Origin of the sequence: Natrinema sp. CBA1119 (assembly GCF_002572525.1) — an archaeon.
Lineage (GTDB): Archaea > Halobacteriota > Halobacteria > Halobacteriales > Natrialbaceae > Natrinema.
The window spans coordinates 294,910-311,517 of the sequence record NZ_PDBS01000008.1 but is presented as its reverse complement, the minus strand read 5'-3'; the positions used below and the strand labels follow the sequence as shown (position 1 = coordinate 311,517).

General features: G+C 60.6%; 14 protein-coding genes and 2 pseudogenes. 11 read left to right on the top strand and 5 right to left on the bottom strand.

Features of this window, described 5'->3' with window-relative positions; genetic code table 11:
* The first annotated feature begins 28 nt into the window (after positions 1-28).
* On the top strand, positions 29-1,444 hold the full coding sequence (gene tnpC, locus CP556_RS23690; RefSeq protein ID WP_098727245.1) for an IS66 family transposase: 1,416 nt from the start codon (positions 29-31) through the stop codon (positions 1,442-1,444).
* A gap of 228 nt (positions 1,445-1,672) precedes the next feature.
* On the opposite strand, the gene CP556_RS23685 is transcribed toward tnpC, so the two are convergent.
* Positions 1,673-2,380 carry a YqjF family protein gene (locus tag CP556_RS23685; protein ID WP_176548330.1) on the bottom strand — a complete coding sequence of 236 codons (708 nt, stop codon included), beginning with the start codon at positions 2,378-2,380 and terminating at the stop codon, positions 1,673-1,675.
* Between the two features lie 377 nt (positions 2,381-2,757).
* On the opposite strand from CP556_RS23685, the gene CP556_RS23680 reads away from it, so the two are divergent.
* Both CP556_RS23680 and CP556_RS23675 read left to right on the top strand, forming a co-directional pair.
* A complete protein-coding gene (locus tag CP556_RS23680) occupies positions 2,758-3,582 on the top strand; it encodes an ABC transporter ATP-binding protein (RefSeq protein WP_098728045.1) in 825 nt (274 codons plus the stop codon).
* Positions 3,575-5,320 (top strand): hypothetical protein, encoded by a 1,746-nt coding sequence (locus CP556_RS23675; protein WP_255291586.1) that lies wholly within the window; start codon positions 3,575-3,577, stop codon positions 5,318-5,320. The genes CP556_RS23680 and CP556_RS23675 overlap by 8 nt, the downstream gene beginning before the upstream one ends.
* Before the next feature lie 442 nt (positions 5,321-5,762).
* Here CP556_RS23675 and CP556_RS23670 read toward each other — a convergent pair whose 3' ends face one another.
* A complete protein-coding gene (locus tag CP556_RS23670) occupies positions 5,763-6,818 on the bottom strand; it encodes an enolase-like domain-containing protein (RefSeq protein WP_098728044.1) in 1,056 nt (351 codons plus the stop codon).
* A gap of 664 nt (positions 6,819-7,482) precedes the next feature.
* Here CP556_RS23670 and CP556_RS23665 point away from each other — a divergent pair.
* Positions 7,483-8,214 (top strand): ZIP family metal transporter, encoded by a 732-nt coding sequence (locus tag CP556_RS23665; protein ID WP_098728043.1) that lies wholly within the window; start codon positions 7,483-7,485, stop codon positions 8,212-8,214.
* A gap of 370 nt (positions 8,215-8,584) precedes the next feature.
* On the opposite strand, the pseudogene CP556_RS23660 reads toward CP556_RS23665, so the two are convergent.
* Positions 8,585-9,174 (bottom strand): annotated as a pseudogene (locus tag CP556_RS23660) (DsrE/DsrF/DrsH-like family protein).
* Complete coding sequence (locus tag CP556_RS23655) at positions 9,174-9,419, bottom strand: sulfurtransferase TusA family protein (protein ID WP_098728042.1); 246 nt, start codon at positions 9,417-9,419, stop codon at positions 9,174-9,176. Before CP556_RS23655 ends, CP556_RS23660 begins: the two are co-directional and overlap by 1 nt.
* Before the next feature lie 267 nt (positions 9,420-9,686).
* Between CP556_RS23655 and CP556_RS23650 the strand changes: the two genes are divergently transcribed.
* From CP556_RS23650 to CP556_RS23630, 5 genes and pseudogenes are all read left to right on the top strand, one after another.
* Positions 9,687-10,880 (top strand): MBL fold metallo-hydrolase, encoded by a 1,194-nt coding sequence (locus CP556_RS23650; RefSeq protein ID WP_098728041.1) that lies wholly within the window; start codon positions 9,687-9,689, stop codon positions 10,878-10,880.
* Positions 10,881-10,886: 6 nt separating this feature from the next.
* Positions 10,887-11,444 carry a YeeE/YedE family protein gene (locus tag CP556_RS23645; protein WP_098728040.1) on the top strand — a complete coding sequence of 186 codons (558 nt, stop codon included), beginning with the start codon at positions 10,887-10,889 and terminating at the stop codon, positions 11,442-11,444.
* Positions 11,441-11,902: a YeeE/YedE family protein gene (locus CP556_RS23640; RefSeq protein WP_098728039.1), complete on the top strand. Its 462-nt coding sequence runs from the start codon at positions 11,441-11,443 to the stop codon at positions 11,900-11,902. The genes CP556_RS23645 and CP556_RS23640 overlap by 4 nt, the downstream gene beginning before the upstream one ends.
* A gap of 53 nt (positions 11,903-11,955) precedes the next feature.
* Positions 11,956-13,127 (top strand): annotated as a pseudogene (locus CP556_RS23635) (anion permease).
* A gap of 71 nt (positions 13,128-13,198) precedes the next feature.
* Positions 13,199-14,842, top strand: a complete 1,644-nt coding sequence (locus CP556_RS23630; RefSeq protein WP_098728038.1) for a potassium channel family protein — start codon at positions 13,199-13,201, stop codon at positions 14,840-14,842.
* Between the two features lie 41 nt (positions 14,843-14,883).
* Here the strand turns inward: CP556_RS23630 and CP556_RS23625 are convergent, their stop codons facing one another.
* Entirely contained in the window at positions 14,884-15,237 is a 354-nt protein-coding gene (locus CP556_RS23625) for a thiol-disulfide oxidoreductase DCC family protein (protein WP_098728037.1), read from the bottom strand.
* Positions 15,238-15,328: 91 nt separating this feature from the next.
* Here CP556_RS23625 and CP556_RS23620 point away from each other — a divergent pair, with 91 nt between their 5' ends.
* A complete protein-coding gene (locus CP556_RS23620) occupies positions 15,329-15,607 on the top strand; it encodes a DUF7967 family protein (RefSeq protein WP_098728036.1) in 279 nt (92 codons plus the stop codon).
* Between the two features lie 176 nt (positions 15,608-15,783).
* The gene (locus tag CP556_RS23615) at positions 15,784-16,254 is read left to right on the top strand and encodes a cupin domain-containing protein (protein WP_098728035.1); all 471 of its coding nucleotides are present in this window, start codon (positions 15,784-15,786) and stop codon (positions 16,252-16,254) included.
* The last annotated feature ends 354 nt before the right edge of the window (positions 16,255-16,608 follow it).

Sequence of the window (16,608 nt, the reverse complement as noted above, 5' to 3'; positions counted from 1 at the left end):
CTGCTGTCATAACTCGTTGGTGGAGTCTGTGAACGCAGACGATTTCACCAAAGAAGAGCTCCTTTCTCGACTTCTTCAACTTGAACAACAAGTCGAAGAACTTCAACAGGAAGTCGATCAGAAGGACGAGCGGATAGAAGAACTCGAAACACGTCTTCGCAAGTACGAAAATCCGCACACGCCACCCAGTAAGCGACGGTCGGGGACTGACGAGTCCCCGACCTCGCAGGACGACGAAGACGAGAATGTTCGAACCGACGGCGGCACTCCTGGACGGAAGGACGGTCATGATCCAGAGTGGCGTGTAACAGCTGGTCCCGACAAAGAGATCGAAGTCACCCGTGACTGTTGTCCCGAATGTGGCAAACACTTCGACGAGTCGGTGGGCGTCAGCCCCCGACTCGTTGAGGAGGTTCCTGATCCGCAGCCTCCTGAAGTCACCCAGTACAACCGCCACTGCTACCAGTGCGACTCTTGTGGAACAGAAACTGTTGCTACACACCCCGACTGCCCCAATGAGGGGCAGTTCGGGGTGAACGTCATCTCTCAAGCAGCACTTTCTCGGTACGATCACCGCCTTCCCTACCGGAAAATCGCTGATCGCTTCGAGCAACTGCACGGGCTAGAACTCTCAGGCGCGTCCGCGTGGCACGCGACCGAGCGCGCTGCGCGCGCCGGTCGCTACGAATATGAACAGATTCGAAGACAGATTCAGCAAGCAGAGATCGTTCACGTCGACGAAACTGGTATCAAACGCGAGGGTGAGCAAGCGTGGATCTGGACGTTTCGGACGAGAGAGCACACACTGTACGCCGTAAGAGAAAGTCGTGGGAGCGATGTCCCCGCGGAAGTCCTCGGAGAGGACTTCGCGGGAACGGTCATCTGCGATGGGTGGACGGCGTATCCAGCGTTCACCAGTAATCTTCAGCGGTGCTGGGCACATCTTCTCCGGGAAGCCGAGGACATTGCTAGTGACCACGAGGAGGCAGAGCCGGTTCACCGGTATCTCAAACAGATGTTCGTCGGTCTCCAGTCGTGGCTGGAGACCGACCCGAGTCCTCGTGAGAGAGCACAGATGCACCGATCATGCCAGAACGGGCTTAGATCGCTCGTTGAGCGGTCAGTAACCGACGAAACAGTGGCAACACTACTCGGGAAGATCGAAGGAGGGATCGACCACTGGCTCACCTTCGTCGGTGAGCCAGCGGTCTCCCAGACGAACAACGCAGCTGAGAACGCACTGCGTGAACCAGTCGTTCTCCGGAAAATCATCGGCACACTCCGTAACGACCGAGGTATGTTCGTTCACGAGACGCTCTTGTCCCTGCTGGCGACATGGCGCCAGCAGGGACGCAATCCCTACGAAGAACTTCGTCGAGTCGTCAGCAACAATGAGATGATCTTACGGGCTCACGCTGTGCCGGCTGTCGAGACTTCGGGGTAAACACATACCCATATTCAATCTACTACTATCCATCTCTACTTCCACCGAGATAAGAGCGTCCAACTCCGTCAAATCAGTTTCTTCAGAAATCAATTCCAAATCGTGTATTTATTGTATAGTAACCACTGAAAGTCATTGCCCACCCGATCAGACCCCTCCCGGCTCGCGCCGTCGGCGCTCGCTGAGGAAGGGGGCTTACCGCCCTCAATTACAGCTAAAATAGACTCTTCACAGAAAGTGTGGCGCAGTTGTCCGTTTGCTCTTGGAAGCGATTGTCTCGACGCCGGGACTGTACAGATGAACCGGATCGGAATTCGGAGTCGTGAACCCGTTTGCCTCGAAAAGCCTGTTATCCCCGATCTTGACATCAGCGTCGTACAGCGGCCATGGTTCGTGCTGAATGTCAGCGTAACGGATGGCCCCGTTCGGGGCTTCGGTGTAATAGCGGTACCGCTCCGTAAGGAAGTGAGCGAGCGTTCCTGATTTCGCATCGATTCGACCGCCACTCGGTCCGTACGTCGCTTCGAACGCAACCGGTCTTGCTCCAGGGTGACGGCGACGAGACGTGAATCGAACCCGTCCGTTTTCTTCGGTGAGATCGATGTTGGCGTAGTAGTACGGGAGGTGGTGAAAGAGGCGGGCACCAACAACTCCCACGATGCCATCAGCATCGAGACTGAAGAAGTACACTCCTGGTTTCCCATCGTACGTAACGTAGGTTCGAAGGTTGAGTTCGGGGAGTGGAACTCCCGTTCCGGAGGGGAAGACCCGTGGTCGAACGTCGACATTCGTAAACGGTACCACCGACAGCCACGCCTGCCCATCCCGGGTATCGAGCGTCAGTCGTTCCGGGAGGTGTGGCTCGACGAGCCCCGGATCGATTGGCCAATTGGCGAAGCAAACGTGACGCCATTCCATGAAGAGTGATACTACCATGCTTTCTATTCCCGAATTGTGTGAACGATATTACGGAGATACGTCATAGTTCCTTTCCATTACGTGGTCTCTATGCACCTCTCTCGTGCGCTGGTGTCTTTTCTGATGAACACGGGGCCATTTCGAGTCGGCGAACGAGATGGCTGCGGCTGACCACACGGACCCCGTTCGGTTTGCGACAGCTCGAGATAGACTGCGCGACCGATGACTGCCACAGATACCGTTTCCACTGTGGGACGCGACGGAAGCAATGCCGTCCGAGACTATTCCTTCGAGGTCCGTCGATGATGAAGACGTTAAGTTAGATGAGTGTCTGTTTATCACCATCCTCGAGGCATTACGATAAAGGTTATACGATACGTGTAAAACACCATCCTATGAGCGATCAGCCTGCCGTCTTCACGAAAGGATTAACAAAGCGGTATGGCGATACGACCGCCATTAGTGGTCTAGATCTTTCTATCACAAGTGGATCGGTCTACGGATTTCTCGGGCCAAACGGCGCAGGGAAAACCACGACGATGCGACTGTTAACTGGACTGATACGTCCAACCAGGGGAACCGGTTCCGTTGCTGGCGTCTCAATCACGGACCGAGACGGCCTCCGCACGCACATCGGATACTTGCCCGAGGAACCACCACTGTACGACCAGGCGACGGCCTACGAACAGCTCGAGTACGCCGCCGGCCTCCGTGATCTCCCCACGGAAGCGACACGCGATCGAATCGATGTACTCCTCGACGAACTAGATCTCACGGCGGATGCTGACACGCGGATCGCGGATTATTCGAAGGGAATGCGGCAGAAAACCGCCTACATACAGGCCGTCCTCCACGAACCCGATGTGGTTTTCCTTGACGAACCCACATCCGGGCTAGATCCACGCGCTGCACGGACGCTCCGGAGAATGATTACGGAACTCGCCAACGCGGGAACGACCGTCTTTCTCTCGACGCATATCCTCCCTGTTGTCGAAGCGGTCGCCGACACGGTCGGAATTCTCTACGACGGAGGGGTGGTCGCTGAAGGTTCGCCCACTGCTCTCGAACGCCGCGCAGAGACCGGTGAGACGCGCTCGCTGGAGGATGCGTTTCTCGAACTCACGACCGACGAGCGCAGTACCGTGGGAACGGCGGACGGTGAGGCCAGCGTCGCCGATACCGATAGCCAGCGGGACGTCAAGGAGAACACCGATGGCTGAATCTGGCTGGTTCGGGCATGCCATTCGGATGGGCTGGTTCGACTATCAGCGTTCTGTCCGGGCGATTCGGGACGACACTGGTCGACTGATCTTGATGGCTGGCGGTGTCGTGCTCCCGACGCTCCTGCTAACGGGACTCGCGGTCCTGTTCGTTCCAGAACTCCGGGGGACGGATCCAGAGGTCTCGATAAATCGGGTCGGGAGAGGAACGCTCGCCATGCTCTGGATATTTGGTGTATTCATGCTCGCCCAGCGGACGACAACGGCACACAGTAAACCGGTCGCCGATGCGTTCGTGCTGACGTCCGTCTCACCTAGAACCGCCGTCGTCGGGGGAATCGTCGCCGAAAGCCTGCGAGTGCTGACGTACGCGTTTCCGGTCGGCCTCCTCCTCGCCATTGCCGGGGCGTACGCCTTCAGTTCACCACTGACCCTTCTGACAGTCCCGCTGGTCGGCAGTCTGTATGTCGCCAGCGCTGTCACGGCCGGTCGCCTGCTAGGGTACTGTGCCGCATGGCTTGTGGCCAAGGTGGCGTTCGTTGCTCGTCACAAGGGCGTGCTAGGCGGGACGGTTATGATGCTGTTCTTCGGCATCTACTTCTTGTTCCAAGTACCGCAACTGCCCATCTCTCTCAGTCAAGCCACGCTCGGAGTGATCCCGACTGGGTGGCTCGCGGACTTGCTGGTGGTTGGTACGCCCATCGACTGGTCGTCGACACATGCTTTCGGGGGAGTGGCCACGGTTGGTGTGGTGCTCGTCGGTGGAGGCTGGCTGGCCGAGCATATTGCAACCTCGTTCTGGTTCGACGAACCAATCGACGTTTCTGACACCGACAACCCCTCCGTCTCCACCCGCACCGAGGGCGATCAGCGAGCCCTCGAGCGGGCCATCAGTCCCCTCGGCGTACCGTTCATCACCGGTCCAACCCGTCACGTTGCTGAATGGTCCCTGTTGCGAGCCCGTCGGGAACCCCAGCGGTTAAACTTCCTGCTGATCCCGGTATTCGGAGGCGGCTCGGCAGTAGTGAACATGATGCTACAGGGGTACGGCTCGCTCGCGATACTGGGACCAACTACCGCCGTATTATTGGGGTGGGCCGCCGGCGCGGCGTTCGGTCTCAACCCGTTCGGCGACGAGGGAGCCGTCCTGCCGACGACCCTGACCGCCGTTTCGGGTCGGGCGTTCGTCCGCGGACTCATCGTCCCGAGTCTGCTGTTCACGCCCGCCATCACCGTCGTCACGCTTGGTATGGCACTTGTTGGAGGATACGGACTACTGGCAGCGATAGCGCTGGCACTGATCGGATGCTTCCTCACCGTCGTTGGGGCGACACTCGCACCGATAATCGGGATGTGGCTCCCGCGTTACAGCGCCATTCGCATCGGCAACAGCGACGGAGTACGACCACCCCGGTTGCTTGCAGGTGTGCTTCACGTTGTGTCACTGTTGCTTCCCGGCGCGGCGCTGGTTGGGCTCGTGGCAGCACCGGAACTGGTGAGGCTGGCGCTCTCTGGGATCGGTTACGTTCCGGGACTCATTCTCGGGTTGGTCGCCAACGGCGGAGTGCTCACCACCCTCGCGCTGTCGCTGAACGATGCTGGTGCGACAATTCGGGGACTCCCGCTCACTGCCTTCCAGGGCGGATTCGGCATGCTGCTGGCTTTCGGTGGGCTACTAGTCGCCTGGCGCGCCTATCACAGGGCGATACGACGGTTCGAGACCCACGAACTGTACTGACAGCACACGACAGCACGAGTGTTACCACCGGCACGACACAGAGGGTGGGCATCTCGTAGCTGGCCGACCCTGCGCAGTGGTCGTGCGCATTAAATGTGAAATACACCAGCGGGAGTGAACAGCCGAACAGCTCAACAGCGGTGTGATCGTCGTGTCTGAACCATGTTTGTACGACGGTCCGCACGTCCGATTCCAGCGCGGGGAGCGAGGCGCGATCATACAACGGCGTCGAATCGTATACTGGCCAGTCAGTGTCTGATTGGCTAGCGATCTGCCGAAAGACAGTCCGGCGAGAATCGAGCGTCGAAGCCACTACGAGACGCTGGCAACGACACGGTCAAGAATCCGTCTAACTGATTCGTATAGAGCGGCCGTATTGAAACCCTTGCTGAGAAACATAACGTGTGAGTAGCGCGGGATACTCCCCGCGAAAGAGCGTCGTCTATTCGAGCGTTTTCCACTCCAGTCCGTCCGGGTTGGCCGGTGGCTCGAGGGGGCTCTCGATCAGTTCTGTTCGAACCTCCGGTTCGTTGTATGCGCGCGGCGCTACGTCGTTTGGACCGTCGGGGTAGAACAGCGACGCGAGCAACTGTATGTGTCCGCGGCCGACACAGAGTTCGAACTGACCGCCACCATACATACTGATCCCCTGATCGTTGCAGTACTCGATCGTCTCGAACAGCGACTGAACCGTTCCGAACCGCGACGGCTTGATGGTACACCAGTTCGGCTCGAAGGGTCTGTCGCGAAGGTCGGCGACCCCTTGGATCGGCGCGTCCCAAGAGAGGCGGTCCGCGTTCGCTGCAAGCAGATTCTGGACGTCGTCGGAGACGGCCGGATCCTCCACGAGCGCATCGGTGAACGTCTCGAAAACTCGCCGATAGCGGTCGGAATCCGGAGGCTGTCTCCCAACGAACCCCTCGGCCTGCCCGTTCAGGTTGAGGACGCGAACCGCGTCAGTCGCTGCAAGCGTCGCGAACGTCTCCTCGCTCCACGCAGCGGTCGGACCGAGTTTGAACTCGCAAGTGGGGTTGACCGCGAGCGTTTCCTCGACTCGCGTCGGGTTTCCGTCCGGCAATCGGGTGCTGGCAACGAATCGGACTGGCGACCGTTCTTGACCGAGCAGCGACGCAAGGGTGGTATCGTTTTGCTTGAGCGCCAGATCGAGCGCGGCGCTCTCCATTGCCCACCGCCGATAGTTCCGGGATATCTCCCGCTCAGGCGGTTTCGTCGGAAAGAGGTCGATGTCCTCGAGCGTCCGGGAAAACTCGTCCAGCGTGTACTCGCCCGTGAGGTCGAACACCGATGGCTCGGGCAACACCTCGTGATCGACGGTATCGTAGGTGATGTCTTCCCCGGCGCCGAACTCGTCTCCGGCCAGCAGGACGAGCGTCGACGTAACGCGGGTGAAATCGCCTGCCAGCTCTCGGCGACGGCTGGTCCGGTCAGTGGTTTCGATCCTCAGTGTCAGGTCTGCAACGCGATCGTAGAGTGTCATCGTCGTTCTCGGCGACCGGGACTGGTTGCGATAGTCAGAGCGTCTGTGCCTCTCTCGATAGCGGGAATGAGAGCTGATTCTCGACGGCACGTCCGATGATTCTGATTCCTGTGTTCCATCGTGTATAGTATAGTGGCTTCTACACATACCTATTGGGATATGATTTACTCTCGGTGCAGGCTCGTGCTGTGTTCTCCGCCTACCGCTACCGCGTAGGAGCCGTTGTGCGAAACTGCCTCACAACCCCCGCTGACCAGCGATCAAACACCCCGCTAAAGCCTCTCTCAGTAATCCGTGATGTGGGGACATGAGATACGCGCTATGTATTCAGCAGGTAGTCTGAGAATTGTCACCGATTGAGGATTTCAACAAGGCCTATAGTGCCCAACGGCGGCATCGCTTCTGTACAACAGTGTACACGGGTCCAAGACGATTCCAGCCGGACGAACACTGCTTTTACTATTCAACCACTGTAGTTTTCGGTATGAGACAGCCAGAACGTCCCGAATTGGCGAGTCAGATGTCTCTTCTCGTGGCCAAGAGCGAGTCGTTGAGACTCCCGAACGAAAATATAGTAGCCACTGAAACGATTCACTCACTGATCGGACAGCTGTCGGTCGATCAGGCGTGCAATGACGTTCAGTGGCTACTATAGGAATCAGCCATGGTAGCGTTTCCAGATGAGTTCTACTGGATTGCAGCGTTTGCCATTATCGCGGCGCTGGTGAATAGTGCAGGAATCATCGCGATATTTCGACACCGGGAGTGGGCGGAACGATCGCTCCCGTCTCTCATGTGCCTTGCTGCGGGGATTCTTATCACGACGCCGTTGATTCATGCCCTCCCGAACGCGGTCGAAAACAACGCTGACGCGGGCTTCACCGCCTTGGCTGGCTTCCTCTTCATGTATCTCTCCAACCACGTGATCAAACGTCGCACCGGAGCGGAGACGCTCGCGTTCGGGGTAACTGCTGCGGAGGGCATCGGGATTCACTCGCTGGTTGACGGCGTCGTCTACACCGTCACGTTCAACATCTCGCTGCTGACCGGCGTTCTGGCCGGAACCGGACTGGTCGTCCACGAATTCGCTGAGGGGGTCATCACGTATCTCGTCTTGCTGAAGGCGGACGTGACGGAACGAACGGCGGCAACGTACGCGTTTTTCATCGCGGCATTGACGACAGCGATCGGTGCCTTCGTCGCTTATCCACTGGTGAGCGGGTTGGGACAAAGCGATCTGGGCCTCTTGCTGGGATTCGTCTCGGGCGTGCTGATCTACGTCTCCGCAGCCCATCTGCTCCCTGAAGCACAGTCCTACGAGACGGAACATTCGATACTCACCTTCCTGGTCGGCGTCGGTCTGGCGTTGTTCATCGTGTTCGCGCGGACGATGTGAGGCGATTTTGCACGTACACTCCGGGTTCAGCACCGATACGCGCCGACTGAAGCGCCAGAATGGCAGACTCAATCTGCTGAACTCACCTATAGTAGCCACTGAACGTCATTGCACGCCTGATCGCACGATGGCTGTGCGATCAGTGTGTGAATCGTTTCAGCGGCTACTATCGTCTTCTGGCGCCGTCACACGGAGTTCACCGTCAACCCCACAAAAGTAGCCTCGCTCGATCAACCGGGTCAGTGGGGTCGCATCCTCGAGTTCGAGTATCAGTGCACCGGTACTGCAGCGCTGTCTCAATCCGTGTCTCGAGTTGATTCGGCAATTACTGTCACGGATCGACCGGAGGAAGCGAATAGACCGGGGTTGTTCACACGAGGAGTTGGATGTCGGATTCGGCCATGTGTTGCAGCGCGGTGGCCGCGCCGACGCCCGTCGTGACGCCGTCGTAGAAGTCGTCCTCGTCGTAGTCCATGAGCTCGATCGTCATCTGGCACGCCTGCAGGTCGACGCCGCTCTCGAGCGAGAGATCGATCAATTCCTCGATGGTGGCGGTCCCGTTCTCGTCGATCTTCTTCCGCATCATCCTCGTTGCCATCGCGTCCATCCCGGGGAGTGCGGCGACGGCGTTCGGAACCGGCATATTCGGATTCCCGACGGCACTCAGCTTGAGGTCCCTCGACTTCTCCTCGTGGAGGATGTCGAGCCCCAGAACGTGTGGAAGACGACGACATCCCAGCCGAAGGCGGCCGCCGTGCTCGCGAGGATCAATGGCGGATACGCCATGTCGAAACTTCCCTGCGTCGCGACGATGGTCATCTTCTTCTGGTCGTCGCCAGTGTCCACCGCTGCCATCGATTCTTCTAGTTCCTCGACGCGCTCGCGCAGCGCCTGCAACTCGGCGGCGTCGAACTCGGCGTCCGTCTCGTCGGCCGACGTCGTTGGGTTGTCCGTACTCATTATTCCGTCTTCTTCACGTAGTGGGTGTAGAGATCGCCGTCCTCGACCTGGTCGAGGAGTTCGACGCCGCCGGTACCGTCGGCCCACCCTTGAATGTCACTTATGCTGCCCGAGTCCGTTGCGACAACCTCGAGCACGTCGCCGGCCTCGAGATCGTCGATTGCTTGCTTGGTCTTCACGATGGGCATTGGGCACGACTGTCCTTTCACGTCTAGCGTCTCAGTGGTTTGGTATTCCGAACTCATTGTTTCCTGTGCCCCGTATTGGAGCTATCATACAATATTGGGCGGTGCCACATAAGGGCATCGATTATTGTACAATACATGAACACCCCCACCGACCGCTAAACGAAGGTATGCGACAGTATTAGTGGTTTTAACGCCTATTAGCGCACAAACAACACTAACCACTGTCGATCTGTCCCGTACTTGCTGTGCTCAATGTATTGTAGGTATTGCGAAATACTATGCAAACCCTTAAGTGCCAGTAGCCGATACTGGAAACCGTACAACATGGACGACATGGACCTGCCAATGCCGGATGTCGAAATCGAATCGGTCAGCTCTGAGGAGCTGAAAGAGCAAATCGATGCGGGCGAGGAGGTCACGCTCCTTGACACTCGTATGGAATCGGAGTACGACGAGTGGAGCATCGACGGTGAGACCGTCGAGTCGATCAACATTCCGTACTTCGAGTTCTTGGACGACGAGATCGACGACGACGTTCTTGCGCAGATCCCCGACGACCGCGAAATTACGGTTCTCTGTGCGAAGGGCGGCTCGAGCGAGTACGTCGCCGGGACGCTGAAAGAGCGCGGCTACGACGTCGATCACCTCGAGGACGGGATGAACGGCTGGGCACGCATCTACGAGCGCGTCGAAGTCGAACGCTACGACGGCTCGGGGACGCTCTATCAGTACCAGCGGCCCTCGAGCGGCTGTCTCGGCTACCTCATCGTCGACGGCGACGAAGCGGCCGTGATCGATCCGCTGCGCGCGTTCACGGATCGCTACCTCGAGGATGTCGACGACCTCGGCGCCGACCTGCAGTACGCGATCGACACGCACATCCACGCGGACCACATCTCGGGCGTCCGTAATCTCGACGCGGACGGCGTCGAAGGCGTCATCCCCGATGCGGCGGTCGACCGCGGCGTCACCTACGCCGACGAAATGACGCTGGCCGCAGATGGCGACGAGTTCGCGGTCGGTGACGCGACGATCGAGACCGTTTACACGCCCGGCCACACCTCCGGGATGACCTCGTACCTGATCGACGACTCGCTGCTCGCCACCGGCGACGGGCTGTTCGTCGAGAGCGTCGCCCGCCCGGACTTAGAGGAGGGCGACGACGGCGCACCCGAGGCCGCAAGTCAGCTCTACGAGTCGCTGCAGGAACGCGTGTTGACCCTGCCCGACGACACGCTCATCGGCGGCGCGCACTTCAGCGACGCAGCCGAGCCCGCCGACGACGGCACCTTTACGGCACCGGTCGGCCAGCTCACGGAAGAGATGGACGCCCTGACGATGGACGAAGACGAGTTCGTCGAACTGATCCTCTCGGACATGCCGCCCCGTCCGGCCAACTACGAGGACATCATTCCGACGAACCTCGGCCAGCAGGAGGCCGACGACGAGGAGGCGTTCGAACTCGAGCTTGGTCCGAACAACTGCGCCGCGAGCCAGGAATCGCTCGCCGGTGACTAACGCCCAATGGTAGCTGATCCAGTCCCACTCCAGTTGGCCGCCGAGCTGTTCCCCAACGGGATCAGTCGCTACGCCGTCGGCGGGTTACTCGTCGGTCTCGGCGCGGTCGTGATCTATATAGGGACCGGCATCCCGGCCGGAGCGAGCACGTTCCTCGAGTCGACGCTGTCGTATGTCTCCGGGCAATCGCGGTTCCAGCAGTACGTCTCGTCCCGGGACTGGCGCGTCGTGTTCACGCTCGGCATCATTCTGGGCGGGCTGGCGTTCGCAGCGACGGTCCAGTCTGGAGTGATCACAACCTCGCTCTACCAGCCCGGGACGACTGGCGAACTGTACGAGGTCGGCGGCGTGACGCTTTGGTCGACCGACGTGCAGGCCTGGCGGCTGCTAGTCGGCGGCGTGTTCGTTGGGATCGGCACCCGAATTGGCAAAGGATGTACGTCCGGCCACGGAGTCTGCGGCGTCGGTTCGGCGTCGAAGACTTCACTCGTCGGCGTGGCGACGTTCCTGACGGTCGCGATCGTGACCGCACAGATCGTCGCGGCACTGGGGGTGTCGCCATGAGCGAGAACCGTCACCCGCTGTTCATGCCGCTGATCCTCGTCGGCGGCCTGATCTTCGGGTTCGGGCTCGGGTTCAGCCAGATGGCGCGTCCGGAGGTCGTGCTGAACTTCCTGCAGTTCGAGGACTTCGGACTGCTGTTCGTCATGTTCGGCGCTGCAATCGTCTCCGGGATCGCCTTCGCTGTGATGCCCCGGATCCGAGACAGCGCGCCGCTGACAGGTGACCGGTACGAACGGCGGCTGAAGCCGTTCGACCGGAACGTTCTGATCGGCGGCACGATCTTCGGCGTCGGCTGGGGGCTCTCGGGAATCTGTCCCGGCGCTGCCTACGCCAGCCTCGGCGTCGGCAACGTCTCGATCCTGTGGGCACTCGCCGGTATGTTCGCCGGCGCCTACCTGCAGGGCGTCTGGCGCAGCAAGCGCGCTGCGGCCGACGCAGCCCCAACGGGTGCCGACTAACGCCGTTCACATTTCGTGTTCCGCAAACTGAAACAGAGACTTTTCGTACACTAATGGATCCGGGAACGATACTACTGTTCGCAGCCGCCGCTCTCGCGAGCCTGTTCATGGCGTGGGTGATCGGCGCCGGCTCGAGCGGCGCAACGCCCTTCGCACCGGCCGTCGGCGCGAACGCGATTCCGACGATGCGCGCGGCGTTTCTCGTCGGCATCCTCGGTTTCGCCGGCGCGGTGACACAGGGCGGGAGCGTCTCCGAAGCCGTCGGGAGCGGCCTCATCGACGGAATCAGCCTCCCGGTAAGCGGCGTCATCGTCGTCTTGCTGATCGGTGCCGGACTGATGGCGATCGGTATCTTCACCGGGTATCCGATCGCGACCGCGTTCACCGTGACCGGATCGGTCATCGGCGTCGGATTCGCGCTCGGCGGCGATCCGGCCTGGGGGAAATACGCCGAAATCGGTGCGGTCTGGGTACTCACGCCGTTCGTTGGCGGGGGAATCGCCTACGGTATCGCGAGCGTTCTTCCGCGACCGGACGTTCCCGAGGACGTCAGCGTTCCACTCCTCGCCGGAATCGTCGGTACGGTCGTCGCGAACCTCGAGTTCGCGTTTCTCTCATCGGTCGGGGGACGCTCGCCGCGGCCGGAACCACCGCGATACCGTTCGACGGAACCGCCGCCACGGCCGCGGCCTCACTGGGCCTCGGAGCCGTCGCAGCGGCCCTCGTCCGCTGGGACATCGGTCGCGATCAGCCCGGCGGTCTGCGCCGATTCCTGCTCTCGCTGGGCGCGCTCGTGGCGTTCTCGGCGGGCGCGAGTCAGGTCGGGCTGGCCGTCGGGCCGCTGTTCCCGCTGCTCGAGGACCTGCCGTCGGTGTCGCCGATCGCGGTGTTGCTCGGCGGCGGCGTCGGGATCCTCGTCGGCTCCTGGACGAGTGCACCCCGAATGATCAAATCGATCTCGCAGGAGTACGCGTCGCTGGGGCCGCGCCGATCGATCTCGACGCTCGTCCCCTCGTTTCTCATCGCACAGACCGCGGTCCTCCTGGGAGTACCGGTCTCGTTCAACGAGATCGTCGTGAGCGCGATCGTCGGCAGCGGACTCGCGGTCGCCGGTGGAACCGGCGTCAACCCCCGAAAGCTGGGAGTTACCGTCGCCGCCTGGGTCGGGTCGTTCGTGCTCGCGTTCGGACTCGGCTACGGGTCGATGCAGGTCGCCGGTTTCTGACTGTCGAGCGTCGAACCATCTCGGTTCCGCCATCCAATACGCTCAACCCGATCGGTTCGAGTAGTAGTCGTATGTCGCTACTGAAATCACGTCGTACCGGCTACTACCTTCTGTTGGTGGCCGTGACGACCGTTTTCTTCACGCTTTTGTACAACCACGGAATGGGCGCGTGGGAGGACCGCCCGCAGCCCCTGTACCGGTCCCTCGAGATCGTCTTCCAGACGTACACGACGACCGGATACGGCGAAGACGCACCGTGGCAAACGCCACAAATGAACCTGTTGATGATCGGAATGCAACTCGCCGGGATCGGGCTCATCCTCACGGCGGCCGACGTCTTTGCGGTCCCGTGGCTTCGGAACGCGCTCTCGCCGTCGGCACCGACGACGACGGACGCGGTCGACCACGTCGTCATCTGCGAGTACACGCCGCGCGGCGAGGAGTTCGTCGCGGAACTGAACTCCCGGGGACAGGAGTACGTGATCGTCGAATCCGACGTCGAACGGGCGACGGCCCTCCACGAGGCTGACAACCGGGTCGTCCACGGCGATCCGGAGTCGATCAAGACCCTCGAGAACGCGGGTGTTGATCGGGCGCGGGCGGTCGTGGCCGACGCGGCCGACGACGTCAACGCGAGCATCGTTCTCTCGGCGAAAGAGGTGAACCCGGACGTCCGAACCGTAACGCTCGCCGAAGACGTGGCGCTCGAGGAGTACCATCGAATCGCTGGCGCGGATAGCGTCCTATCACCCCGACAACTATTGGGCGAGAGCCTTGCCCGGCAGGTCCCGACGGTCGTGACAACGGTCGTCGACGACGGCATCGAACTCGGTAACGACCTGGAACTGGTCGAACTCTCCATCGAGACGGGAAGCGAACTCTGCAACCGAACTGTCGACGAGGCGCGACTCAGGGAGCGGTTCGGGGTCGACATCGTCGGCGTCTGGGTCGACGGCGACTTCAAGAGTCCGATCGTTCCTGAGATCGAACTGAACGAGGACATCCGGCTGTTAGTCGCCGGCGAACCGAAACGGATCACGGCCCTGCGCGAGGAGGCGACGTCGTCCATCCAGTCGCTCTCGGTCCAGCGCGTCCTCGTCGCCGGATACGGCGAGGCGGGGTCGACCGCAGCCGACGTCCTCGCCGAGACGAACACGGAGGTGACCGTGATCGACAGCGAAGAGAAAGCCGGCGTCGACATCGTCGGCGACGCGCGAGAGCCCGCCGTCTTCCGCGAGGCCGGTATCGACGACGCGTCGGCCGTGATCGTCACTCTCAACGACGACACGACAGCGATTTTCACGACGCTGATTGCCAGCGACCTGAACCCGGACGTCGACGTGATCGTGCGGGCGAACGAACCGGAGAGCAAGGGCAAACTGTATCGAGCGGGCGCAGCGTACGTTCAATCGCTGGCGACGGTCAGCGGCCGCATGCTGGCGTCGACGATCTATGAGGACGAGTCGGTGTTAGCCGTCGGCAGGCAGATCGACGTCGTCGAACTCCCCGTCGGTCGACTGGCGGGTCGAACGCTCGTCGACGCTGACGTCCGTTCCGAGACCGGCGCGACCGTCCTCGTCGTCGTCCGCGACGGGGAGACGATCGCAGATTTCGATCCCGACACGTTTACTTTCGAGCCGGACGACGAGGTCGTCCTCGCGGGGACTGACGAGAGCGTCCGTCGGTTTGAAACGGAATTCCTCAGCGGGGTGTAGCAGTAGCCGGCGAACTCGAGGTCGACGGACCGACAGCGCTCTCACACGACCGACGGAAGCAACCGGCTGATCAACGGTCGGTTCGACGCGACGAGTCGATACACGAACTCGCGAACGCGGCCGTATCCCGGAACGCGACGGAACAGCGGGAACAGCTGCGACGGCGGGAGGCCCGTTCGTTCGTAGGCACGCTCCATCGCTTCGCCACAGGAGTACGTGGTCCGGTCGGTGACGAGGTGCGCACACTCCTCGTAGTCGGCCGGCAAACGGGCTCGTCGGTCGTCCGAGAGTTCCGAAAAGCCGACGATATCGATCGCCGCGCGGCGGTCCACGAACCGCGCCGCGCGAGTACAGACGCCGCAATCGTCGTCGTAGACGAGCGTCGGTGGTGGCATTCTCGAAACCCGCTCTTCGATGTGGCTGTGGCTCCGGAGTCACTAAAATCCGGTCCCAAAGATTACCGCCATGCTTCTCGTTCGGGTTCCTATGTCATCTGAGTCGGGGTCGGACGACGTTCGCGTGTGGCTCGTCGAACGCGGGTACAACAACCGCGATCTGATCATCCTCACGTACGCGACTCCCGACGGCGCTCGAGCCTTTCGGCGGGAGATCGCAGCGCAGGCGATCGACATGGACACGGTCACTGCCGCACGGGACGTCTCTCCCGACGATCTCGCGACCGTCGAGGACGCTGACGACCGGGAACGGTATGCCGAAGAAGCGACGCGGATGGCAGCTGAGCACGATCCTGACGAGACGATATGAACACGACGAGATTCTGAAAGTCGGCGGATACTGTCCGTCGTTATCTCCCGTCCCGCCCGTTCTGCTCGGAAATGGCTCGTCCAGCGCTTGCGTATTCGATCACGACGAAATTCGAACTCGAATACCCTGCGAGTCGCAGTATACTTTTCACCCCTGAGACTGCTATCTATGGTCGTATGCAGAAAATCGATATCGACGACATGAATCCGGAATCGGGACCCCAGAATCGACAAAGTGTGTCGGAGCCACTCGACGCCCAGGATTTCTCGATGAACTATTACGCACTCGAGCCGGGCGAGGAATTCGCTGGCAGTCTTCACACGCATCTCGACCAGGAGGAGTCGTTTTTCGTGCTCGAGGGAGAGGCCGCGTTCGAGACGAAGCCGGAGCTAGCGGCGGATAGCGAAACCGTCACCGTCAGCGAGGGAGAGATGATCCGGTTCGATGCGGGCGAATACCAGCAGGGTCGAAACGAATCGGACGACACCCTCCGCGCGCTCGCCCTCGGCACTCCACAGGAGTCGACCGACGTTCGGGTCGCAGTGCCGTGTCAAGACTGTGGTGAAAGCGAGTACCTGGAGTTCACGATGGTCGACGGGGAACCAGCAATGGAATGCCCGGACTGTGGCACCGAACTCGAGGTCTAGTACTGACGTCCTCTCCGCGCTACCGTGTACGGATCCAGCGTGGGAGGTTGTGGGCATCGAACGGTGTGTAACCGGCCGAATCAATCCCGACCGGCTACCTACCAACCTACTCTACCGCGCTCGAGGCTACTCGTCCCTCGCTTGGTGTATGTATAGTAACAACTGCAACGATTTACACACTGATCGCACAGTCCGCGGTTCTTGCTCGCGGTGCTCGCTCCGAACCGCGCTACTGTCGTGCGAGCAGGTGTGCAGTGACTTGCAGTGGCTACTATCGGTTTTCCTGTTTCTGTGTCGGTACGTACAGAACCGGTGAGCGTGACTCGGCCGTCGCGCTTCGTCCGAATTCACACG